We start from the raw sequence: 23,181 nt of genomic DNA on the forward strand, positions 1-23,181 counted from the left end.
TAATTGTTAAAAAACGTCTAGTTACCTAAATTATAGCAAACTTGCGGTTCTAGGGTTAGAACAAGTCGCTAATCTGGGTGATAAATTAGAAAAAATAATAAAAGCAATTGCACACGTGCAAGATTGGGGTATACTTAGGATGAATTTGTGCATAAGTATTCAGAAGGAAACACATGATCGAAAAGAAATCATATTTGACCTCGCGGCTGTTTTGTGGACTGGGCAACTCACTGTATGGCCTGGTCTTCACCTGGTGGCTGCAGGTGCAAACCAATAGTTCGACCGTTGTTGGCATCGCCAACGCTATTTTTTCAGTGACTGCGGCCCTGGCGATTTTTTACGGGCCGTTCATTGACAACCATTCCTACAAGAAGACCAGCATTTACGCCATGGTCATCCAGGTGGCCCTGACTTTTCTTCTGACCGCCGTCATTGTCTTCATGACGCATAACTATGTTTTGGCCATTGTCATTGCCGGATTACTGTCGATCTGCGACGAGTTCTTCGGTCCGGCCGACCGGGCTCTTCTGAAGGGGGCGGTTCCCGACGAGGGTGCGATGACCAGCATCATTTCCAAGGTCAATATCATTGACCAGGTCGTCAGCATTGCTGGCACGGCACTTTCCGGCGTGCTGCTGGTCCTGATAACGAGCGGCCAGGTTATCCTGCTCTGCGGCTGCCTCAGTTTGGTGGGCCTCTTTTTCTTAATCCGTGCGCTAAAGCACGTTCCCGTGCAGAACCATGACCAGGAAGCGGCGCAGTTCGACGCAGCGAATTACTGGCAGCATGCAATCAGCGGCTACCGCTACATTAGGAAAAACAGCTTTTTAAAGCGCTACTTTTGGTCGTCTCTTCTGTATTCATTTGCGGCACCGGCAATGATCCTAATACTGCCCCGCGTTGCGCAAAAAGCGGGCAAAGCATCATGGTACAGCACCTTCTACATTGTCTTGATGCTGGGTTTCATTTTAGGGGCACTCTTTTCCGGGCGGATGGCGGCCAAGAGCAAGACGGTGGCCTGGACCTGGATTCTCAGTGCGCTTCCGCTGGGCCTGCTGCTTTTTTGCGGGACCAACCTCATCGCCTTCGCGGTGCTGGTTTTTCTTTTTGCCATGGTTACCAGCGTCCACAATATCCTGGGCGAATCAAGGCAGCAGACGGCGACCGCCGACCGCTACCTGGGGCGCGTTCTGACAACGATCAGAACCGGCACGCAGGTGGGCGGACCGGTCGGATCGATTGCGGCCGGCCTGCTGCTCGACCACGCGGGCGCGCAGCCGCTGATTATCATCTGCTGCGTCTTGGTTCTATTGGGCGGGCTCAACATGCTGCTGGTCAAAGAAGACTAGGTTCGTTTTTGCCCGTTGCGCGGGCGCACGCAATAAGCGCAGTCTATGGTAGAATTATAGGCAGATTGAGCCGGACCCGGTAAATGCCGGCTTGTGGGCAATTTGCAGCCGGATTTTGGCAATTCGCGGCTTGTGAGGAGAAGATATTCGGGCAATGACTAAAGTGAAAATCGACTTTACCAGCATAATCAAACAGGAGCAGGAGAGCGCCACCTTTAAGAAAACCGCCAGGGGCGAATTAACCGCGGCGGGCGGTGCGACGCGGATTTCCTATTTGGAAGACGGAGTGGTTCCCGTCAAAATTCTGGTTAAAGAGGGCAACGTGATTATCAGGCGTGGCGGGGACAAGCAGAATTATTCCCAGCTGCACTTCGTTCTGGGCGAGCGCAAGGATTGCCGCTACGTGGCCCAGGGCTACCAGATGGATCTGGTCAGTTCCACCAAGACAATTAAATTTTTCCCTAAAAATGACGGCACGCAGCAGCTGCAGATTGAATATGACCTTTATAGTGGTCTATACTTAATAGGTAATTATGCCATCACGTTGATTTTTACTTAAACGCCTAGTAAAATAATAAGGATTGGTAAGAGAGAGGAATGCATTGTGGGACTAAACGACTTTAAAGACAAAAATCGCAACGAATTATCGATGATTGAAGTTGCTCGCGCAATTTTAGAAGACAACAATAAGAGAATGGCCTTTGCTGATATTGTTAACGCTGTTCAAAAATTTTTGGGTGTGAGTGACGAGGAAATTAGGGAACGTTTGCCCCAATTTTATACGGATATGAATACCAACGGCGAGTTTATCTCAATGGGGGAAAATATCTGGGCGCTGCGTTCATGGTTCCCATACGAATCGGTTGACGAGGAGGTCAACCACCCCGAAGATGAGGACGAAGAAGATACCAGTACGCACCACAAGAAGGTTAATGCCTTCCTGGCCAGCGCAACCGGTAGCGACGACATCATTGACTACGATAATGATGACCCCGAGGACACCGATCTGGACGCAGCCGCGGACGATGAGGTTGACGACTTTGCGGACGATGACGATTTTGTCGATCCAAACGATGATGACGACACCGAACTTCCGGACGGTATCGAGGGCCAGTTGTCGGAATTGGCTGACGATGACGAAGACGAGGAGTAATTTACTTGACTTCAGGACATAAAATAGATAATATTTAGCTTGGGCACCCTATGTGCGATTATGCTCCCGTATGGGAGCTTTTTTTATTTTTTCAGTTATTTTTTGCAAAAAGGAGTTTGGCTAATGACAAAATATATCTTTGTTACGGGTGGCGTTGTTTCTTCCTTGGGTAAGGGCATTACCGCGTCGAGCCTGGGGCGGCTATTAAAAAATCGGGGCCTGAAGGTGACCATGCAGAAGTTCGACCCCTACGTCAACATCGATCCCGGAACGATGAACCCCTACCAGCACGGTGAGGTCTTTGTCACGGATGACGGAACGGAAGCCGACCTGGACCTGGGGCACTACGAGCGAATCGTGGACGTGCGCACTAGCAAGTATTCCAACGTGACGACCGGCAAGATCTATAAGGAAGTCTTGGAAAAAGAGCGCCGTGGCGACTACCACGGTGCAACCGTCCAGGTAATCCCGCACATTACCGACATGATCAAGCAGAAGATCATGCGGGCGGGCCTGACTACGGATTCCGACGTTGTGATTTCGGAAATTGGCGGCACGGTCGGTGATATTGAATCAACTCCGTTCATGGAGGCAATCAGGCAGATGCGCCGTGAGGTGGGCGAACAAAACGTGATGTACATCCACTGTACGCTTGTGCCCTACCTGCACGCCGCGCGTGAAATGAAGACCAAGCCGACGCAGCATTCGGTTGCCGAGCTGCGCAGCATCGGGATTCAGCCGAACATGCTGGTACTGCGGGCAGAGATGCCGATTAGCCAGGACCATAAGGACAAGATTTCAACCTTCACGGACGTTCCGGTTGACCGCATCATCGAATCGATCAACGCACCGTCCTTGTTTGACCTGCCGCTGTCCTTCCAGGACCAGGGCATGGACCAAAAGGTCTGCGACTTTTTGCACATCGAAAGTCCGAAGAAGGAAGCCGACATGGCGGAGTGGAAGCGGCTGGACGACCGCGTCAAGAACCTGAAGCACACGACCAAAATTACCCTCGTGGGCAAGTACATCGAGCTCGAAGATGCGTATATTTCCGTCACCGATGCGCTGAAGCACGCTGGTTACTCCTACAACAGCAATATCGTGATTAACAAGGTTCAGGCCGAAGACGTCACCGATGCCAACATTGCCGACTACATGAAGGACTCCGACGGCCTGATCGTTCCCGGCGGCTTTGGCACACGCGGGCTTGAGGGCATGATCACCGCCATTAAGTACGCCCGTGAGAACGACATCCCGTTCCTCGGCGTTTGTCTGGGCATGCAGATGGCAACCGTTGAGTTTGCCCGCAACGTCTTAGGGCTGCAGGACGCCAACTCCACTGAAGCCAACCCTAAGACCAGGCACAACGTGATTGACATCATGGCCGACAAGCGGGATGAGGAAAACATCGGCGGCACCCTGCGGCTTGGTCTTTACCCGGCCGCACTGAAGAAGGGCACCAAAACCGCTGCCGCTTATGACAACCAGGACGTCATCCAGGAACGTCACCGCCACCGCTATGAGTTTAACAACGAGTACCGGGAAGCGTTTGAAAAAGCCGGGATGACCTTTGCCGGCGTTTCACCCGACAACCACCTGGTTGAGGTAATCGAGCTGCCCAAGAACAAGTTCTTCGTTGCGGCACAGTATCACCCCGAATTTTTGAGCCGGCCGCAGAGACCGGAAGGCCTCTACAAGGCCTTCATCGGTGCTGCATCGGGCCTGACCGAAGAAAAGCTCTAACAGGCTAAACCGAATGATCCCAAAAGCTGAAATTTGAACGGGGGAGACAGAAGTCTTCCCTTGTTTTTTCTGTTAAATTCCTTTAACATTATTATTACAAAAAGAAATAGAAAAGGAAATTTTCGCCAATGAAGCAAATGATAATTCATGGTGGAAAGCCCCTACAGGGCGATGTCTGGATTGGTGGAGCCAAGAACTCAACCGTGGCGCTGATTCCTGCGTCCATCTTGTCGCGTACCCCGGTGACTTTGGAAGGTGTTCCAAGGATTGCGGACGTCGGCAACCTGATGGATTTGCTGAGTGAAATGGACGTCGTGAGCGATTTTCACCGAACAACCCTGCACATTAACCCGGAAAACATTAAGATGAGCCCATTGCCGAGTGGCAAGATCAAGAGTTTGCGCGCCTCATATTATTTTATGGGTGCCCTTCTTGGTCGTTTTGGCAAGGCTGTTGTGGGCTTCCCTGGCGGGGATGATATTGGTCCCCGTCCCATTGACCAACACATTAAGGGCTTTGAGGCCCTGGGTGCATGCGTTAAAAATGACAATGATCAAATAACAATTACGGCTCCTGCCAGCGGCTTGCAGGGAGCCACTATTCACCTGGAAATGCCTTCCGTTGGCGCAACCATGAACATCATCATGGCCTCAGTGACGGCGCACGGGCAGACGGTGATTGATAATGCCGCTAAAGAACCAGAAATAATCGATTTAGCAACATTTTTGAATAATATGGGTGCCGTAATTCGTGGTGCCGGGACGGATACAATCCGGATCAAGGGCGTCGACCGGCTTGAGGCCCAGACGCCGCACACGATTATACCGGACCGCATCGAGGCTGGGACGTACATTGCGCTTGCCGGCTGCATCGGCAACGGGATTTGTATTCATAATATTATTGAAGAGCACCTTGATTCATACCTGGCCAAGGTTGAGGAGATGGGGATGGTCATCGAGGCCGCCGAGGATTCACTGTACGTTTACCCGGCGGGCGACTTGAAAATGACGCAGATCAGGACGGGGGCCTATCCCGGCTTTGCAACGGACCTGCAGCAGCCGGTAACGCCGCTTCTGCTCACGGCCAAGTCCGGCGAGGGCGTCATTATTGACCAGATCTACCCCAAGCGCATCGGTCACATCGCGCAGTTGCGCAAGATGGGTGCCGACATCAAGGCTGAAGACAACATCATCTTGGTGCACCCGACGACGTGTTTGCACGGCACGACTGTTTCGGCTGGCGAAATCCGCGCCGGCGCCTGTCTGATGATTGCGGGCCTGATGGCAGAGGGCGAAACCGTAATCAACAACGCCGGCAATATTTTGCGTGGCTATGACCGCGTGCAGGAAAAATTGCGCCTGTTAGGTGCGGACGTCACGATTCAGGACGTGCCGGATAAATAGGAATAACGAAAAATACCTGTGGAATGATTTCCGCAGGTATTTTTACGTTGGGTTTGAATCGGAATAAATATGATGGCTAGAAGGGCATGAAGTTGCGAGACCTCATGCCTTTTTGGTGCCCAGTTTGACCGGGATGCCTATAACTCATATCTATATGACATCTGTCATGCAAGCTTGTGACGTTTATGACTTCTCCGGCGATTGGGGGATTGCTAAGCTAAGGTCATTATTTAAAAGGAGCTAAATCATGACCGAAATCATCACGAGCAAAAACCTCAGTAAAAGTTATGGCAGTAAAACCATTTTGGAAAACCTTGATTTTACTATTCACGCAGGCGAAGTAGTCGGCCTGCTGGGGGCTAACGGCGCGGGAAAGACCACCCTAATTAACTTGCTGCTGGGGCTGCAACCCAGTTCTGCCGGCAGCATTAAGTTGTTCGGGCAGGCACCCCAAACCCAAGTCGTTAAAAGGCGGATCGGCGTCATGTTTCAGGACAACTTGATTATGAAGCGGGTTCGGGCCAGTGAACTGCTGGAATTGATGAGGACGGCCTACCCGCAGGCATTGTCAATGAAGCAGTTGGAGCAGGTTGCCGACCTAGGCGCCAATCGCCATAATTACGTCGACAAGCTGTCGGGTGGCCAGCAGCGCAAATTAAACTTTGCGTTGGCCCTGGTCGGTGATCCCCAACTCTTGGTTTTAGATGAACCAACCGCGGGCATGGACACCACTAGCCGTCATGGTTTCTGGCGGTACATTCAAAAGTTGGCCGCACAGGGCAAGACAATAATCGTCACCAGTCATTACCTTGCGGAGATTGAAGGTGTTGCAAGCAGGATTCTCTTTTTGAAAGATAGGCACTTGCTCCACGACGGCTCCTTGGCAGCCCTGCGGGCTAAGTTTAGCCGGAATACGGTCGAGTTTGTGAGTGCCATAGCGGTGGACCAGTTGCACCTGACGACGGGTCAGCTGGAACTGCACGAAGGGCAGCATTACCGCTTCTCTGTGACCAACGTCGACCAGTTCCTGCAGGAATTGGCACCGCAAATGACGCAAATTCAGGATCTGCAGATTCATCAAACGACGCTGGATAATATTTTTGAGCAAATTAACGAGGAGTAAACGATATGAAAAACTTTCTGGCATTGACACAGGTTAACTTCAAACGGCTGATTTTGCGTAATTTACGCTTTTTTGCCTTCGACATTTTGTTCCCCGCGGCCTTTTACCTGGTCTTCACCAATGTGATGGGCAAGGGGATGCCTGGTAATTTTAAGCAGACATACCTGGTGAGCATGCTTCTCTTTGCGACGTTGTTAAGCTCTATCATCACGGTTTCAAACAACACACTGGATGATAAAGACCAACACTTTTGGCGGTTGATGGACGTGACCCCACTTAGCAGAACGACGTACTACGCATCATTCTTCCTCACTATTTTGTCTTTAACGCTGGTTGAGGTGCTGGCAATCGAGTTAGTGGGCTGCTTAATGGCTGGGGTTCACCTGTCCATTGTTGCCTGGATTGCTATTGCGCTGCTGTCGACTTTAGGCAGCGTTACGCTGATGCTGCTGGGTGCCGCAATCACGTATCTGGGCGATGCCGGCATGGTCAACCTGATTTCTTCCATGCTTGTTTTCCCAATGGCAATGCTCAGCGGCTTGTGGTGGCCGCTGACGATGTTTCCCGCCTGGCTCCAAAGCATTGGCAAGCTGCTGCCGACGTATCAGACCGCAAACATAATTAACCAGCTGCTTGAGCAGCACACCTGGGCCCAGGCTTCATGCGCGGGCGAGCTGATCTGGCTAATAATTGGGGTTGCCTGTATTGTCCTTTTGCAAAGATGCCGGCAAAGGGCCGCATAATAATGATAGACTAGTAATTAACGTGTAAAATAGCAGAGAAAGGGTATGGACCGATGGCTTTTATCCATAAGTATATTTTGTTTCCTCGCCGCTTTGGGTTTGCGCCGTACCTGTGGCTACAGTGGCTGTGGATTCCGTTGATACAAATGTTTCCCTATCACACTGGTAAAGAAAAGCTGGCGTTAATCCTGTTAATGGTTTTTGCGTGGTTTTACCGCAACAGCTGGATTGTGACTCCGCAGCTGCAACTCTGGGTCATCGGCCAGTACCTGTTGGCCCTGGTCCTGATTTATTTGCAGGAGATGTTTTTCCTGTTTTTGTTTCCCGCCTGGGTCATCGGCTCCCTGCCCGTCTCCAAGAAGCTTTTTCGGCAATACGTGGTGACATATTACGCATTTGTTGCGGCGGGACTCTTGCTTCTCGTGCGGCAGGTTCCGCTCACTGTGCTGGCAACCTTCATTACTAGTAGCCACCACGGTGATTTGATTACGTCCCTGGTTTTTCTGTTGTTTGTTCTCCTTTCGCCTTTGGGAGGTCGGTCAATTCGCAATACTTACGTGCGGTCGGGCATTCTGAAGCAGCAGAACAAGCGTTACGAAATGCTGATTCGCCGCGGGGAACGGGACCGGATTGCGCGCGACTTGCACGATACCCTAGGTCAGTCCTTTGCAACCATCACGCTCAAAACGGAACTAGCCTGCAAGCTACTGACGCGTGATCCGGTGGCGGTCAAACAGCAGCTGGTCGAGATTCAGGCGGCTTCGCGGGGCAACCTAACCCTTGTGCGCGAGATTGTTACCGACCTGCGCCAGGTGACCCTGACCGAAGTGTTGGTTAACTTAACCGATAAGCTGGCCGGCCTAAATATTTCCCTAATTACGCAGCATGAGGAGCTTGCCCAAAAGTGGCCGGTTGCGGTCCAGGAAACAATTGCGGCCGTTTTGCAGGAAGCTTTGACGAACGTGATGCAGTACAGCCGGGCCGATGAGGTCAAACTGATTTTTGTCCAGGAAGGTGACCAGGCGCTGGTGACTATCAGTGATAATGGCAGCAGATTCGGCATGGTGCGCACGGCATCCTGGGGATGAAAAAGCGCGTGCACCAGGTTCAAGGCGAGTTTGCGATTAGCAACAATCAGCACGGTACGAAGATTAATTTAACCTTACCATTAAAGGAGCAGGCAGATGATTAAAATTATTTTGGCCGAGGATCAAGCAATGTTGAACTCGGCTCTAACCGCAATTTTAAGGTTGGAACCGGACTTGGCAGTCATCGGCAGCTATGGAAATGGCGCAGCTGCGTGGCGGGCAATCCAGGAAAAGGGCCCCGACGTTGTCCTGCTTGACATTGAGATGCCCCAATTGACGGGCTTGCAAATTGCGCAAAAGATAAAGGAGTGCAACCTGCCGACCAAGGCCATTATTCTTACCACCTTTGCCCACAAGGGCTACTTCGAACAGGCCGTAGCTACCGACGTCAAGGGTTACCTGCTTAAGGATAGTTCCAGCGATGACTTAGTGGATGCCATTCACCGCATCGTGGACGGCCAGACCCTGTATGCCCCCGAACTCGTGCAGTCGGTGCTGACCGGCGTCGCCGATCCGTTGACGGTTCAGGAACATAATGTGTTGACCGGGATTGCCGCCGGTTGGACCACGGCCGAGATTAGCACGAAGCTGTTCCTGTCGAACGGAACAGTCCGCAACTATGTTTCCGCTATTCTTAGCAAGTTAGCTGCCAAAAACCGCATTGAAGCGGTCAAAATAGCCCGCAGGCAGGGCTGGCTGTAAAGCGTGGTGGAGAATCGCTGCCGCAGGGCGGCCATTTAGGGCAACTGATTAGACGACAAATAGGGACCAATTTCTAAAAGTGGAAATTGGTCCTTTTTGGTGGTGATTGATTATGCGTTTGAATTTCAGAAAAATTGCTAAATCATGCTGCTGCTTGAATCGCTTTTTGGTTGTGATAGGTTGGCCACTACCCGACCATTTGAGCGTCTGGCCGGGTCAATTGCTCTGATGTGCTTCAGCAAAGCCGTGCCGTGAATGTCCGCAGGATTAATTGCAACAAATAGGGGCGATTCAACGTATTTTTCCAGTGCATGATAATTTTCAGACGTGCTGATTGGAGCGACGAGAACCGTATTAAAGTGATGGTTGTAATTATTGTTGCTGACAATCAGGCACGGACGCTTTTTCTTGGTTTCGGTTCCTTTGGCTGGGTTCAAATCTACCCATAAAATGTTGCCCTTGTGCAAATTCATCAGTCAAAATTCTCACTTTTGACGTCTTCGCCCCAGTCAAAGTCAGTCGTATCAAAAGTGCCGAATTTCTTTTCTTGTTCTACAATGCTTTGTCACAGGTTGGGTCTGCTGCGTTCGATTGTTATCCTGCTGCTTGGTTCAATCTGCCACTCAATCGTATCGGTTGGGTGAACCTTCAGAAGTTCCCGCACCGTTTTCGGAATGGTGACTTGATTCTTGCTCGTGATTTTCTATTTTGCCCAACTTGCACCGTTCATTTATACACCTTACTTTTTCCTTACATACTAGCATGGCTATAATAATTTGATAACTCTTGTGTGTCTACATGTTGACTTTTAAATAAGACTACTTTGTCTTTTGGGGGATTGCCTTTAGCATAACAAAAAATGATAATTGATAATTGTGCGGAAAATTACGACTTCACACTTTTTTTGGTTCAGTTTTTGTACTGAACTTTGTTAACTTTTTTAATGGAAGCGATTTATTCATAATGTACTTAACAAGGAGGCAATTCGGATGAAGGTCAAATTTAATAAAAGTCAACTTAAAATTGTTGACCTCCTTGTAAAGGTCAAATATTTCATGACGATCAGTGATATGTCTGAAAAGGTCGATGTTTCGGAAAGGAGTGTTTACAAGAATTTAAGTTTAATCAATAAAAAGCTTAAAGTACTAGATATTGAAGGAACTCGGAATGTTTATGGGCAGGGCTATTACTTAAGTGAAAAAAGCAAACAGAAAATTACAAAGTATTTAGCTGACCAAAATCGGTACAAATACAGTCCTATTGAGCGACAATATTTAGAATTTATTGGGCTTTTACTTGATGGCAAGTTTGGTATACAAAAAATCAGTGAAGGGTGTGGTGTAAGCAAGCAAACGGTTTTAAAAGATATCGATAACCTTAAGCAAAAAATGAGTGATTTTGGAATAACAATCATTTCAAATTATGAAGGACATTTTTTAAAGGGATCAGAAACCAAAATTAGACAATTCCTGTTTTCATGGTTATATTCCAATCATGAACTAATAAATAAGTTTGAAACTAGGGAAATTAAGGAACTCAAGTTTTTAATTAGCCAGTGGTTGAATTCCTTTGAAAATTCAAACAATATTATTTATTCTGATGAATTTATTTATGTGTTTGCAAATTTTTATGCATTGGTTTTAAAGCGCATCTTTAATGGCAATAGTACAGCAAAGAGAACGGAATACCTACTAAATGATAAGTTGCGAGAAGAACCAGAATACAAATTTTCTACTGCATTCCTATCAATTTTATTAGGGGATAGGTACAATGATTTTGAAAAAAATTACCTCACTTCTGTACTTCTGGGTGGTCAAAAAAGAAAGTCACCCAAAAATAGTATTAATAGTGAAATAAGTAAAATAGTTTATGCGGTGATTAATAGCTTTAAAAATTTGGCTGATTGTTCTTTTAAGGATGAAAGCAAACTTCATCAGGACCTGGTAGTTCACTTAGCAACTACATTTTTTAGAGTTAAGTATCAACAGCAATATCAAAAAAGTAATTTTGATTTAATCAAGGGTAATTACCATGATATTTATATTTATACCCAGATGAGTATACATCCTTTTGAACGGTTTATCGGTGCAAGTCTTAATGATTATGAGATAGGATTAATATCTATTTATTTTGCTTCACAAATTACGCGAAAAAATGATGACGAACCCAAAGTGCTACTAGTTAGTTCAGGTAGCAACGGTTCAGCCGGCTTTTTGCTGACTCAAATGGTGGAGCAGTACCCGTACTTGAATTTTAGTTTACCAATATCTCCGTCAGAATTGAAAAATAGGCCAATTCAAGAAGAAGTAATAATCAGTAATACTTCTTTGACAGCAGTTAAAATACCTTGGTTAAAAGTCAATTCGATATTAACAAGTAAAGATTTTCAAAATATTGATAATTTTTTTCAACTTAACGGTATTACCAACTCCGAAAATCTTCAAACCGAATATAAAGCAATTATGGAAACCATTTACGATAATACTCAAGTAATTAATAGGAAGGAGCTTGAAAAAGGAATAAGACAAATTTTAGTTGATAAAAAGAAACATGAGAATAAGAAAAAAAGGATAGGACCATTGCTAAGTGAATTGTTAACAAGTAACAAAATTAGATTCAGTCATGATCATTCGCTTGACTGGGAGAAGGCGATTAAATTATGCGCCCAACCTCTGGTAGAGGAAGGCAACATTGCTGATAGCTACGTAGATGCAATGATTAATAATGTGAAAGAAAATGGGCCGTATATCAACATTGGCAATGAAATTGCATTAGCGCATGCAAGGCCGAGCCAGGGCGTTAAGAAGTTGGGAATGTCGTTATTATTGCTAGATCAAGATATTAATTTGGTAGATGCAGAACATCAAATTCGATTAATTATCGTATTGGCTGCAAGTGATTCGACGTCACATTTAAGGGCGCTCTCTGAATTAGCTAAAATTCTCGGTGATAAGAATGAAGTTGCCAAAATAATGGAAGCTAAAAATGTTAGTGATATTGAAGAAGTAATTAAGAAGGGCGAAAAATGAAATTAGGAGCATGTTGTAGTACTGGCGTGGGTTCATCATTCATGGTTGACATGAATATGCAGGATGTGTTGAAACAACTTGGCAGGAATGATATTGAAACAACACACGTCGATTTATCCGGTCTTAGTCGTGATACGGCAGATCATTTCTTTGTTGGTCGTGATATGTACGATGCCGTAAAAAACGTTGTCGGTAGCGAAAACGTAACGGAATTAAATAGCATTATTGATAAAGATGAATTAAAAAAGAAGATTGAAAGTTATTTGAATAGTGTGGAATAAAGAAAGTGAAAGGTAATAACCTATGAATGAAATTTTGAATTTCTTTTTGAGCATTGCTAGAACCCCCTCCATTTTAGTTGGCTTAGTGGCCGTTTTAGGATTAATGCTGCAAAAAAAGGAACCTACTGATGTGATTTCAGGTGGGCTAAAAACCTTTGTCGGATTTTTAGTTTTAACTGGTGGATCAGGAGTAATAACGGATGCATTAACTCCATTTGGAAAAATGTTTATGCAGGCCTTTCATGTACAAGGGGTTGTGCCTAATAATGAGGCCTTTACCGCTACTGCTCTGACTACCTATGGCAGTGCAACGGCGATGATATTGCTAGTTGCTATGATTGTAAATGTTATTCTAGCTAGAATATCACACTTTAAGTACATCTATTTGTCTGGACACGTGATGATTAACATGTCTTGTATGCTGGCTGTACTGCTTGCAGTTGCGGGTTTTACAGAGTTGCCCTCAATTATTGTGGGAGGTACATTCTTAGGACTCTTTGATACAATAATGCCAGCCTTAATTCAGCCTTTTGTAAAAAACGTTACTAAAAGTGATGAAATAGCTATCGCTCATACTGGTGACTTTGGTTACCTGATTGCCGGTCTGGTGGCTAAGGCAGTTGGCAATCCCACAAATTCCACCGAAGACTTACATGTTTCCAAGAAAGTATCTTTTTTACGGGACAATACAATTGCAGTTACCATTACCATGGCTGTTGCTTATATCATTATTGCTCTCTTTGCAGGCCCAGTTTACGTTGAAAAATTGAGCGGTGGGATTAACTACATAATCTTTGCTTTAATTGAATCCGGTTCATTTTCAGCTGGCGTTTATATCATGCTAGCTGGAGTAAGAATGATTTTGAATGAGTTGATTCCAGCATTTAAAGGTATTTCGGCTAAGCTTGTTCCTAATGCTAAAGCAGGATTAGATATACCAATCCTGTTCACGTTTGCACCTAACGCTGTAATCATCGGTTTCTTTTCCAGCTTTGTTGGTGGCTTAGTTGCTACTTTTTTGATGGTAGCTTTCCATATGACAATTGTTATCCCTGGTGTAGTAGCTCACTTCATGTGTGGTGGCGCTGCTGGTGTCATTGGTAATTCAGTTGGTGGCCGCCGTGGCGCTGTTATTGGTTCGTTTGTTCACGGGTTACTGATCTCGTTTGTACCCATTATTTTAATTCCTGTTTTGGGACATTTAGGTCTGGGAACGGCTAGCTATGCTGATGCAGATTTTGGAATTGTTGGTTCATATGTTGGTTACAGTGGATTGCTTGGTGGCAGAACGTTAATCATTGCTGCGCTAGTTGCTGCATTGGTAGTTTTCTTTATTGTTTCAATTATTTTAGACAAAAAGCAAAAAGATACAGTTAAATCAACAAAACAAAACTAGTTAACCACCAATTGAAAAGTTAAAGGAGTTAAAAATGAAATATACAGATAAAGATATGTTAGCTGTTAATACTATTAGGGCTTTGAGTATTGATGAAATTCATAATGCAAATTCAGGCCATACTGGTATTACGCTAAGCGCAGCCCCATTAATTTACACAATTTACCAAAATATGAAAATTGACGTTAATGATCCTCATTGGTTTAATCGTGATCGCTTTGTTCTTTCTGGCGGTCACGGATCGGCGATGCTATATGCAACGCTGCATTTGGCAGGGTTTGATATTTCTGTTGAAGACTTGAAGAAGTTTAGAACTTTAGGCAGTAAAACCCCAGGTCATCCAGAAATAACTACATCAGGTATCGATGCTGCCACCGGACCTTTAGGGCAAGGCCTAGGTATGGCAGTCGGCATGGCAATGGCTGAAAAACATTTGAGTGCTATATATAACAAATCGAACTATGAGGTCATTAATAATAAGGTCTATGTTATTGTTGGTGATGGCGACCTTATGGAAGGAATCAGTCACGAGTCAGCCAGTCTTGCGGGCCACCTTCATTTGAATAATTTGATTGTCTTGTATGACTCAAACCGTAATACGATGGATGCAAGCATGAGTCAAGAGTGTGATGATAATGTTGCACAACGTTTTGCGGCTTATGGTTGGAATTATCTTAAAGTAGATGATGGTAATGACTTAAATAAAATTGATGCAGCCATCAAAGAAGCCCAGGATGAGAAGGCTCGTCCAACGTTAATCGAAGTAAACACCGTTCTTGGCTATGGTTCGCCAGTAGCTGATAGTCATTTAGCTCATGGCGCTGTTTTGAATGATGAACAGGTTGAATTCACTAAGCATAGTCTAGGTTATGAATACGGACCGTTTGAGATACCTGAAACTTCTTATGCCGCATTTAATCGTATCAAAAAAGACGGTAAAGAAGCTCATAATAAGTGGAGTGAGTTGCTTAAGCAATATCTTGAAGACAATCCCGAGCTTGGCGGTAAATTAGTTAAAAACATTAGCAGCAACGCTGAGATTGATTTGAGTAGTGCTTCAAGTGAAATACCAGAAGCAACTTCAACCCGCGATGCAATTCACCAAATTCTGCAGCTAACGGAAAAAACCGACTTAAATTTTTGGGGCGGTTCTGCTGACTTAGGTAGTTCGGACAAAACTTTCTTTGATAATGATGAAGGCTTTCAATCAGATGCGTACGGCAATAAAAATCTTTACTTTGGAATTAGGGAATTTGCTGAAGGAACAGCCATTAACGGTATCACTTTGTACGGCGGCTCAAGGGTATTTGCAAATACATTTTTAATCTTTTCTGATTATATGAAGAATGCACTGCGGCTTGCGTCACTAATGGAAATTCCGTCAATCTTTCTGTTTGGTCACGATTCCATTTCATTGGGTCCGGATGGTCCAACACACCAACCGATTGAGCAAATAGAAGGTCTTCGGGCAATGCCCAACCTGATTGTTTACCGGCCGGCGGATTATCTTGAGACGCTTTACGCCTGGGAATATGCGATTAATCAGAATAAAAAGCCGGTTGTATTTATACTAGGACGACAGAATCTGCCAACTTTAATGGAGTATGAAGATAAAGTTGAATTCGGTGTTTCTAAAGGAGGCTACATTCTGTCCGAGGCCCCAAACGGAAAACCAGAAGGTATCTTGCTCGCTACTGGTTCAGAAGTTAGTCTGGCATTAGACGCACAGAAAAAATTGGCTGAATCTGGCAAGCATGTTCGTGTGGTTTCGCTGCCAAGTTTTGAATTGTTCTTACAGCAAGATAAAAAATACCAGGAAGAAGTATTGCCAAAGTCAATTAGGAATCGTATTTCTATAGAAATGGCATCTACTTACGACTGGGGCCAATTTATTGGCATAGATGGAGTTTCAATTGGTATTGATCACTTTGGCGAAAGTGGTGATGGGGACGAATTAATTAGAAAATCAGGATTCACAGTAGACAATATTGTTAAGACCTATTTAGAAAAATTCTAAAAATGAGTAAGTCTAATTAGTATCTTCACTGCCACCTCTGGTTAATTTTAATTGGGAACTGTAAACCGAATAATTGTGTGATTCTAATTTGAGTAAATTAATTCTAAAGTTAAAGAGTTTCGCAGTGTACCGCCTGCGAAACTCTTTTTGGCAACACGGATAATCATTACTGCTAAAAAGCAAAGACGATTTAAAATAAAAACAAGTTGGAATTTAGCGTAAAATTATAGGTAAATAGTTTTAACGGAAAAGGAGCTCTAAATGCTATTAGGATCAATTGAAGCCGGCGGCACCAAGTTCGTCTGTGCCGTTGGCAACGAGAATTACCAGGTCAAAGACCAAGTGACGTTTCCGACAACGAAACCGGCGGAAACCCTGCAAAAAGTTGCCGATTACTTCAAGGAATCGGGGGTAGAAGCAATCGGCATCGCCTCCTTTGGCCCAATCGAGGTGCGCAAAACGGCGCCCAATTACGGCTACATCACCGACACACCGAAGGCGGGCTGGAGCAATACCGATTTTGTGGGCTTTCTCAAAAAACACATTGACGTGCCGATGTACTTTACCACGGATGTGAATGGTTCTGCTTACGGCGAATATGTTATGGCGCAATTGTCCAACGAGGACGTCGATTCACTGGTCTATTATACGGTTGGCACCGGCGTTGGCGGCGGCGCAATCATTGGCGGCAAGCTCGTTGGGTCACTCGGCCACCCCGAAATGGGCCACGTGAAGCTTAAGCGCCACCCCGATGACCTCGACTTTGCCGGCGTCTGTCCCTTTCACAAGGATTGCCTGGAAGGGCTGGTCTCCGGGCCGACCTTTGAGGCGCGCTTGGGCAAAAAGGGCCAGGATGTCCCCCTGAGCGCTCCCGTGTGGGACATCATGAGCTATTACGCTGCCCAGGCAGCCCTCCAGGTTACGTTGATTTTGCGTCCCGATAAGATTGTTTTTGGTGGCGGCGTCACGAGTGAAAGTTTCTTACAAAAAGTGCGCCGGGACTTTGACCAGTTGTTGAACGGCTACGTCCATGTTCCAGCACTCGACCAGTACATTATGATGCCGGAGATCAGCAACAACGGCTCGGCCACCGTCGGCGACTTTGCACTGGCCAAGCGCATGCTGCGGGAATAAAACTCAAACTAAATTCGCACATCAAAAAACAGCGGCAAGTGGTGTGAATCCCAAAATTAGGCCAGCTTAATAAATTCTAGCTGAGGACTAACTCTCAATATTCAGAAGGAGTTAGTTCTCTTAATTTGCTCTCGATTCTTTTGGTGCTGCAGTAGTCAATGTGGCTGTCCGGGCTATTTTTGCGGCTTGGTGGTCTTGGCCGCTGGTCGGCTAAGGTACGCAATTTTTAGAACCAATGCCATAATCATGCTAATGATGAAAGATTTCATTTTTGGTTCTCGAGTTAATTTGGCCATAAAAATAAGATCCCCAAAATTGTCTTAATTCCGGGGACCGTATTAAATTGAAGCAATCACGATTTTTAGCTAAGATTGAGGGCAATTTGTGAGATTAAGGTATCCATGAAGTACATGCCAAAGAAAACAAAAATTGCTACGATTAAAATCTTCCACGATATCTTCGATAGTTCCTTCAAACGGGTGGTAACTGATATTCCAGCAAATGCTAGAACAGAGGTCGTTAGTGAAAGAAAATCCACAGCATTGATAACGCGCACGCAGTAGGGACTAATCAGACAAAAAATTAGGGAAACAATTGAGACCCAACCTAGAATAGGGAATCCCTGGATGATTTTCCAGGGCACTTTTTTCATTAGCATGCTGATAACTATGCCTAACAGTGAAAAAAGCCATAACATGCCCAGCCCAATGAACGTGTCAGTGGTAATTGGCGTGCTTTGGGGATTTTTAAGTAACTTAACCCATTGCACGAATAGTACTAAGCTAATACTAAGTAAAAGGATTGTGGCATCTTTAACCAACTCATATAAGTTGTTTTCTTTATTCATGATCTGGATTAACTTCCTTCTTTTTATCTAACAGTCTAGTGATGTGGGTGTACATGAATCTTTGCAGGGGTACTGCCAGGAAGTACATGATATAAGTTCCAATGAAGCTTGTCAGCAATTGACTGGCCGCGGCGAAGGACAAAATAATGTCACTGTGCTGAGGTACTAAAGCTGCTAAGGATGTTGAAGCTGCGGTCATCATTGAACTGGAGCCAACACCAGCACTCATTGCGATAGCCTTGTAGCTAAAGCCCATTCCTAGAAGCAGCGGGGCCAGGATGGAGAAGATAATTGAGCCAAAAATGGTGCCAATTAAATAAATTCCGAGTACTCCTCGACCTTCCGGCGAATTTAGCGTGTATTTTTCACTGATGTATGCCAGTTCGCCTTCACGACCCAAGCCCAAGGTTGAACCGATAGCTTCTTCTCTTAAGCCCAGCAATAATGCTACCGGTAAACCAAAAATGATCGTGCCTAAATTGCCTAATTCATGGACTAGAAAAACCCAGCCAACGGAAATGATTTCGTTGATTTTAGGAGCGACATTGGCACCATAATGTGCCATTAAGGGCAACATGATAAGAATCATGTATTTGCCGGCAAATTTCACGCGTTTATCACTATAGAGCTTTTTTATAGGTTTTGCGGGAATCAAATAAATTAAAATAGCAATGATTACCGCAAACACTAGGGGTAAGACCGAAATTTCGATTGTGCCGACTTTAAATACCTGGATACCGATCATTTCAGCAATTGTATCTATTAGCAACACCAAAATAATTAGCGGACCGTATGCTTTTAAATATTTCATTTTATTGCGCCATCTTTTCTAATTCAGTTAGATATTCTTCTTTTGTTCTCTTATAAGTTTTTACCCGATCGAGATTATTTGAAATCTTGCGAATACAGTTAAAGACAAACTCGGGGAAAATTGCCAGAACAAATTTAGGATCAACTAAGGTGAAATCATCGCCATGAATGGTTCCGTTCCAGCCGCCGTAGCCAATTTGGATTGTTGGTACTAAAAAGCTAACATCGCCAATGTCGCCTGCTGCCATTGTGTAGCCCCGATCTTCTATTAAACCGGGAATCCCTTCGTTTGCAGAAAAGACATCTTTCACAAAGGCATTCATGCTTTTACTAGAAATTAAGGGCAGGTAGCCAACTTGCCGTTCAGACTTAACGGAGCCGCCAAGAGCTGCTGCACAGCCTTCTGCGGCTTGCTTAAAACGGTCCATTAGCTTTTGCGCGTTGTCTATGTCGAAAAATCTTAAGTCTGTGCCCATCTTGACGTGGTCAGGAATTACGTTAATCGATTCGTGATTTTCCCCAACAATTACCGGATTAAACCTTATGCGATTGGGATCCTTAACCTGCTGACGCTGCAAGGCTAAAGCGGTATTGAATAGCGTAGCCATGCTTTGAGCATTAACGCCTGCATCGGGAGCAAAAGCAGCGTGACTGGCCTTGCCATAAAAATCAAAATAAACAAAATTAAAACCCGCAAGGTCACAGTTGATTTCGATAGTTCGCTCATCAAAGTCCTCACCTATTGCATGAACCGAAACACAATAGTCAATATCATCAAAAATGCCGCGTTTGATTGCTTCTTGCTTGCCACCGAAGTAATCGATTTGGCCAGTCTCTTTTTGCTGCTTTCTCCAGGCAAGATCGACAAACTCCTCAGAGGGGGTGAAGATAAATGCCAGGTTAGCACCAAAGTCTTCAAGTCTGTGATTGGCAACTACTTCATTCATGATTGCTAGTGCGGTAGTGACTTGGGTGTAATGGCCACAAGCCTGAGCGGCACCGGTATTTGCATCTGCTAATTTGTGATTGGGCTGGTAGAGCGAATCCATTTCAGCGATGATTCCAATTGTTTTCTGCTTGTTATTAGGCAACGTTACTCTTAAACCGGTTTTTAAATAATGTTCGACTTTTAATCTCGGGCTGATTTGATGAATTTCATCTTCAATCCTTTCAGATGTTTTGCATTCTTTGTAACCAAGCTCTGGATTATGAAGCAAAAAATCAGCAATTTCAGCTATTTTAGGGTATTTTTTTTGAAAATTTGACATTGAATCCTCACCTTTTGATCTTATATTGCGACATGTGACAATAATAAGGATAAAATAAAATCAGCAACAATACAAGAACAAAAACTATAATATTTGCTATTAAAGTTCGTAATTAATATTATTTGGTTAAAGCGAAATCCATGTTAAAGATTTAAAAATTCGCACATCAAAAAACAGCGGCAAGTTCAATCACTTGGCGCTGTTTTCTAATGATTTTAGTCAAATACTATGTATTGAAATCTTAAATGTAGAGTCCGATCTTAGAAATGTGTAGTTGTGAGATCGAAATAAAGATCGCATTTTAAAGTTTGTTTAAACCCCAGTTTCCTTGATAAAAAAAGAATTTTGATTAGATGCTTTTATCCATGTTTCTTTATTTTTAATATTATCAGTTATTATTCCATATATATTGTTTAATGGGCTAACTGAAAAAGTAGAGACTGAGTCAAGTTTACTGTGGTCTGCGACGATTAAAGTATGTTTAGATCTTAAAATAAAGATATTTAACATTTTTGCTATGCTTGCATTATAATCGGTTATACCACATTTTATGTCTATGCCAGAGGGACTAATAATGGCATAATCTGCATTGTAAAAATTATAAAATTCAATGTTTTGTGTTTCGAAACTGACATTGTTTTTATTAAGAGAACCTCCAATAGTATATAAGTCAATATTGTCATTTTTTAGTGCAATGTCAGCACAAGCCAAGGAATTTGTAATCACTTTAATCTTTTTTCCGTCACTTAGTAGTTTTTTAAGAACAGTTATCGAAGTTGTAGATGAATCTACAAATATTGTGTTACCGTCTTTTATTAGATCAGCAGCCGAACTAGCAATCTTCTTTTTTTCGTCTACTAGCATTTTGTTTCTGGCATGATAGGGAACACTTTTACTATATTCAAATGAATATGCGCCTCCATGAACACGGCCAATCTTTTTCTTTGATGAAAGATAATCAAGATCCTTACGAATAGTTTCTTTTGAAACACCAAATCTTTGTGATAAGTCATTAACAGAAACACTACCATTTATTTTTAAGATGTTTTCGATTTCCTTCAATCTTTCAAATTTCATTTTAAAAACTCCTTCTTCTAGTGATGTTTTAAGAGTGTTTATTTCTCCGATTACTAATCGCTGGGATTAGAACTACGAAAGAAATAGTAATTGCTAATATGTTAGGCATAAATTTTGCAGTCATATTTATCAATAATAGTATATAAATAACAAGAATAAATAGATTATAAATCTGTTTCATATAAGTTGCTCCATAATTTGATTAAAAACAATTCAATATAATTATCCTTCATCAATGATAAGGTTATCTATTTCAGAAGGTCTATGTAAAAATATGAATCAATTGGATGGTAAAGATATTAAGTCAGTCTTTAATAAATAATTTATTATGTAAAAATCGAATAAACATCCTATCATGCTACTTTATAATGTCTGATCACTATGAGGTCTTATTTCATCTATCATATCATAGTTTGAAACCCTCAATAGTGGTAATAAATTGTTGAGTAAGAAAATGTAATAGTGAAGAATTATAAAAGCAAGTCTCTTGAATTGTATGTTTCTAACAGTTATATAGAGTTAGAATCAATTTAAAGACTTGCTTTGTTTATATGTTAAATCCTTACAAATTTTAAAATAGAAATTAGTGATTACTGAAATTTGAAGATAGGAATCGTTATTAAAAAGCGTAATTATAAATTTTTATTATATCATTTGAATATAGTTTCTTATAGTGACCAACTGGTGCAGAATCATTTTGCGTTGCGTTAAGCGCCATCTGTTTAAATTTGGTATTATCTTTGATGCCAAGTTCACGTAGATTCTTATGCATTCCAACATTTGTAAAGTAGTTTTTAAAATTCATTATAACAATATCAATTATTTCTTGGTCGCTATATTCGTAGCTATCTAAATTAAATAATCTACTACCTAACTGAAGGAATTTTTTCGGTAAAAATTGACTAGTATATTTCATCCAAGCTGGAAATACAATAGCCATGCCCTCACCGTGCGTAATACCGTATTCAGCACTTAATTCGTTTTCAATTCGATGTGAAGCCCAATCAGGCTCACGACCACATTCAAGAAAACTATTATGAGCAACAATTGCAGCCCACATGATTTCAGCGCGTACTTGATAGTCCTCGGGATTCTTTTTCAGTTTTGACGCAGTGACCATCAATCCTTCAATTGCACCTTCAAGTAGCCGGTCTGTCAGATTGACATCTTCTACTGTGGTAAAATAGCGTTCTAGCATATGCGTCATCATGTCTGAAAGACCAGCACCAGTCTGATATAAAGGGAATTTTAATGTATATTCCGGATTCATTATGGCAAACTTTGGAAGAATAACATTATTTTCTAAAGTGAGTTTATGGTCTGCATTGTTAACAATACTGTCATTAGACATCTCCGAACCTGAGGATGCAGCAGTTGAAATGATTCCCACTGGTAGAGCAGTTTTTGGTTCAGCTTTCCCTGTAAAGAAGTCCCAAGTTTCACCATCATATAAAGCACCTGCCGAAACAGCTTTTGCTGTATCAATAACTGATCCACCGCCAACGGCTAGAATAAAATCAATATCCTTTTCTTTGACGTCCTTAACCAATTTATCTATCAATTCGATTCTTGGATTGGGCACAATGTCACCATTTTTTTCATAAGTAATATTGTATTTCGCAAATGACGATCTAACTACTTCTGAAATCCCAAGTGTGTCATAATAATCTCCGCTATAAAGTACAAGGGCCTTCTTGTTTTTGCTGTAATGATTAGCTAATTTGCCAATCATTTTTTCTTTTCCCTTACCAAAATAAATGGTAACAGGATTACGATAATTGAAATTTTGCATCTAAATACCTCCAAATAAATAATACAAGTCCAGCACTATAGCGTCCCTGAAGATTAATAATGCTAGTTCTGAGTTATCACTTTAGAGTATTTCATAAAATGTAATCGATTTCAATAGTTTTGACAAATAAAAGTAAAATAAAACAATAAATAGTATCAAAAATATTTGTTTTTATTTGTTTTATATTGATTTATTATTTTTTGATGCTATACTTACAACTGTAAGC

21 protein-coding genes are annotated in these 23,181 nt (G+C 43.3%); 14 read left to right on the forward strand and 7 right to left on the reverse strand.

The window, feature by feature from the left end:
* Positions 1 to 173 precede the first annotated feature (173 nt).
* From AC2JF6_RS04470 to AC2JF6_RS04510, 9 genes are all read left to right on the forward strand, one after another.
* On the forward strand, positions 174 to 1,349 hold the full coding sequence (locus tag AC2JF6_RS04470; RefSeq protein WP_500729585.1) for an MFS transporter: 1,176 nt from the start codon (positions 174 to 176) through the stop codon (positions 1,347 to 1,349).
* 154 nt (positions 1,350 to 1,503) lie between these two features.
* Positions 1,504 to 1,908: a YwiB family protein gene (locus AC2JF6_RS04475; RefSeq protein ID WP_500729586.1), complete on the forward strand. Its 405-nt coding sequence runs from the start codon at positions 1,504 to 1,506 to the stop codon at positions 1,906 to 1,908.
* 45 nt (positions 1,909 to 1,953) lie between these two features.
* The gene (rpoE, locus tag AC2JF6_RS04480; protein ID WP_500729587.1) at positions 1,954 to 2,502 is read left to right on the forward strand and encodes a DNA-directed RNA polymerase subunit delta; all 549 of its coding nucleotides are present in this window, start codon (positions 1,954 to 1,956) and stop codon (positions 2,500 to 2,502) included.
* Positions 2,503 to 2,625: 123 nt separating this feature from the next.
* On the forward strand, positions 2,626 to 4,245 hold the full coding sequence (gene pyrG / locus AC2JF6_RS04485) for a CTP synthase (RefSeq protein ID WP_500729588.1): 1,620 nt from the start codon (positions 2,626 to 2,628) through the stop codon (positions 4,243 to 4,245).
* 128 nt (positions 4,246 to 4,373) lie between these two features.
* Positions 4,374 to 5,648 (forward strand): UDP-N-acetylglucosamine 1-carboxyvinyltransferase, encoded by a 1,275-nt coding sequence (gene murA / locus AC2JF6_RS04490; protein WP_500729589.1) that lies wholly within the window; start codon positions 4,374 to 4,376, stop codon positions 5,646 to 5,648.
* 247 nt (positions 5,649 to 5,895) lie between these two features.
* A complete protein-coding gene (locus tag AC2JF6_RS04495; protein WP_500729590.1) occupies positions 5,896 to 6,771 on the forward strand; it encodes an ABC transporter ATP-binding protein in 876 nt (291 codons plus the stop codon).
* A gap of 5 nt (positions 6,772 to 6,776) precedes the next feature.
* Complete coding sequence (locus AC2JF6_RS04500; protein ID WP_500729591.1) at positions 6,777 to 7,514, forward strand: ABC transporter permease; 738 nt, start codon at positions 6,777 to 6,779, stop codon at positions 7,512 to 7,514.
* Between the two features lie 53 nt (positions 7,515 to 7,567).
* Positions 7,568 to 8,602, forward strand: coding sequence for a sensor histidine kinase (locus AC2JF6_RS04505; RefSeq protein ID WP_500729592.1), 1,035 nt, complete (start codon positions 7,568 to 7,570; stop codon positions 8,600 to 8,602).
* Positions 8,603 to 8,698: 96 nt separating this feature from the next.
* Positions 8,699 to 9,304: a response regulator transcription factor gene (locus tag AC2JF6_RS04510; protein ID WP_500729593.1), complete on the forward strand. Its 606-nt coding sequence runs from the start codon at positions 8,699 to 8,701 to the stop codon at positions 9,302 to 9,304.
* Between the two features lie 137 nt (positions 9,305 to 9,441).
* On the opposite strand, the gene AC2JF6_RS04515 is transcribed toward AC2JF6_RS04510, so the two are convergent.
* Together AC2JF6_RS04515 and AC2JF6_RS04520 are read right to left on the reverse strand one after the other, a co-directional pair.
* The gene (locus tag AC2JF6_RS04515; RefSeq protein WP_500729594.1) at positions 9,442 to 9,777 is read right to left on the reverse strand and encodes a type II toxin-antitoxin system PemK/MazF family toxin; all 336 of its coding nucleotides are present in this window, start codon (positions 9,775 to 9,777) and stop codon (positions 9,442 to 9,444) included.
* A gap of 92 nt (positions 9,778 to 9,869) precedes the next feature.
* Complete coding sequence (locus AC2JF6_RS04520; protein WP_500729625.1) at positions 9,870 to 10,004, reverse strand: AbrB/MazE/SpoVT family DNA-binding domain-containing protein; 135 nt, start codon at positions 10,002 to 10,004, stop codon at positions 9,870 to 9,872.
* A 289-nt stretch (positions 10,005 to 10,293) separates the two neighbouring features.
* On the opposite strand from AC2JF6_RS04520, the gene AC2JF6_RS04525 reads away from it, so the two are divergent.
* From AC2JF6_RS04525 to scrK, 5 genes are all read left to right on the forward strand, one after another.
* A complete protein-coding gene (locus tag AC2JF6_RS04525) occupies positions 10,294 to 12,333 on the forward strand; it encodes a BglG family transcription antiterminator (RefSeq protein ID WP_500729595.1) in 2,040 nt (679 codons plus the stop codon).
* Positions 12,330 to 12,614, forward strand: coding sequence for a PTS sugar transporter subunit IIB (locus tag AC2JF6_RS04530; protein ID WP_500729596.1), 285 nt, complete (start codon positions 12,330 to 12,332; stop codon positions 12,612 to 12,614). Before AC2JF6_RS04525 ends, AC2JF6_RS04530 begins: the two co-directional genes overlap by 4 nt.
* A 22-nt stretch (positions 12,615 to 12,636) precedes the next feature.
* Entirely contained in the window at positions 12,637 to 14,010 is a 1,374-nt protein-coding gene (ulaA, locus tag AC2JF6_RS04535) for a PTS ascorbate transporter subunit IIC (protein WP_500729597.1), read from the forward strand.
* Between the two features lie 34 nt (positions 14,011 to 14,044).
* A complete protein-coding gene (gene tkt / locus AC2JF6_RS04540; RefSeq protein ID WP_500729598.1) occupies positions 14,045 to 16,027 on the forward strand; it encodes a transketolase in 1,983 nt (660 codons plus the stop codon).
* A gap of 261 nt (positions 16,028 to 16,288) precedes the next feature.
* Positions 16,289 to 17,161, forward strand: a complete 873-nt coding sequence (gene scrK / locus AC2JF6_RS04545) for a fructokinase ScrK (RefSeq protein WP_500729599.1) — start codon at positions 16,289 to 16,291, stop codon at positions 17,159 to 17,161.
* Positions 17,162 to 17,522: 361 nt separating this feature from the next.
* Here scrK and AC2JF6_RS04550 read toward each other — a convergent pair whose 3' ends face one another.
* The 5 genes from AC2JF6_RS04550 to AC2JF6_RS04570 all read right to left on the reverse strand — a co-directional run bounded on the left by AC2JF6_RS04550 (position 17,523) and on the right by AC2JF6_RS04570 (position 22,955).
* A complete protein-coding gene (locus AC2JF6_RS04550; RefSeq protein ID WP_500729600.1) occupies positions 17,523 to 18,008 on the reverse strand; it encodes a hypothetical protein in 486 nt (161 codons plus the stop codon).
* Positions 18,001 to 18,819: a DUF3100 domain-containing protein gene (locus AC2JF6_RS04555; protein WP_500729601.1), complete on the reverse strand. Its 819-nt coding sequence runs from the start codon at positions 18,817 to 18,819 to the stop codon at positions 18,001 to 18,003. The genes AC2JF6_RS04550 and AC2JF6_RS04555 overlap by 8 nt, the downstream gene beginning before the upstream one ends.
* A gap of 1 nt (position 18,820) precedes the next feature.
* Complete coding sequence (locus tag AC2JF6_RS04560; protein ID WP_500729602.1) at positions 18,821 to 20,086, reverse strand: M20/M25/M40 family metallo-hydrolase; 1,266 nt, start codon at positions 20,084 to 20,086, stop codon at positions 18,821 to 18,823.
* Positions 20,087 to 20,398: 312 nt separating this feature from the next.
* A complete protein-coding gene (locus AC2JF6_RS04565) occupies positions 20,399 to 21,163 on the reverse strand; it encodes a DeoR/GlpR family DNA-binding transcription regulator (RefSeq protein ID WP_500729603.1) in 765 nt (254 codons plus the stop codon).
* A 619-nt stretch (positions 21,164 to 21,782) separates the two neighbouring features.
* Positions 21,783 to 22,955, reverse strand: coding sequence for an iron-containing alcohol dehydrogenase (locus AC2JF6_RS04570; RefSeq protein ID WP_500729604.1), 1,173 nt, complete (start codon positions 22,953 to 22,955; stop codon positions 21,783 to 21,785).
* Between the last annotated feature and the right edge of the window lie 226 nt (positions 22,956 to 23,181).

It is taken from the genome of Lactobacillus sp. XV13L (assembly GCF_059900875.1).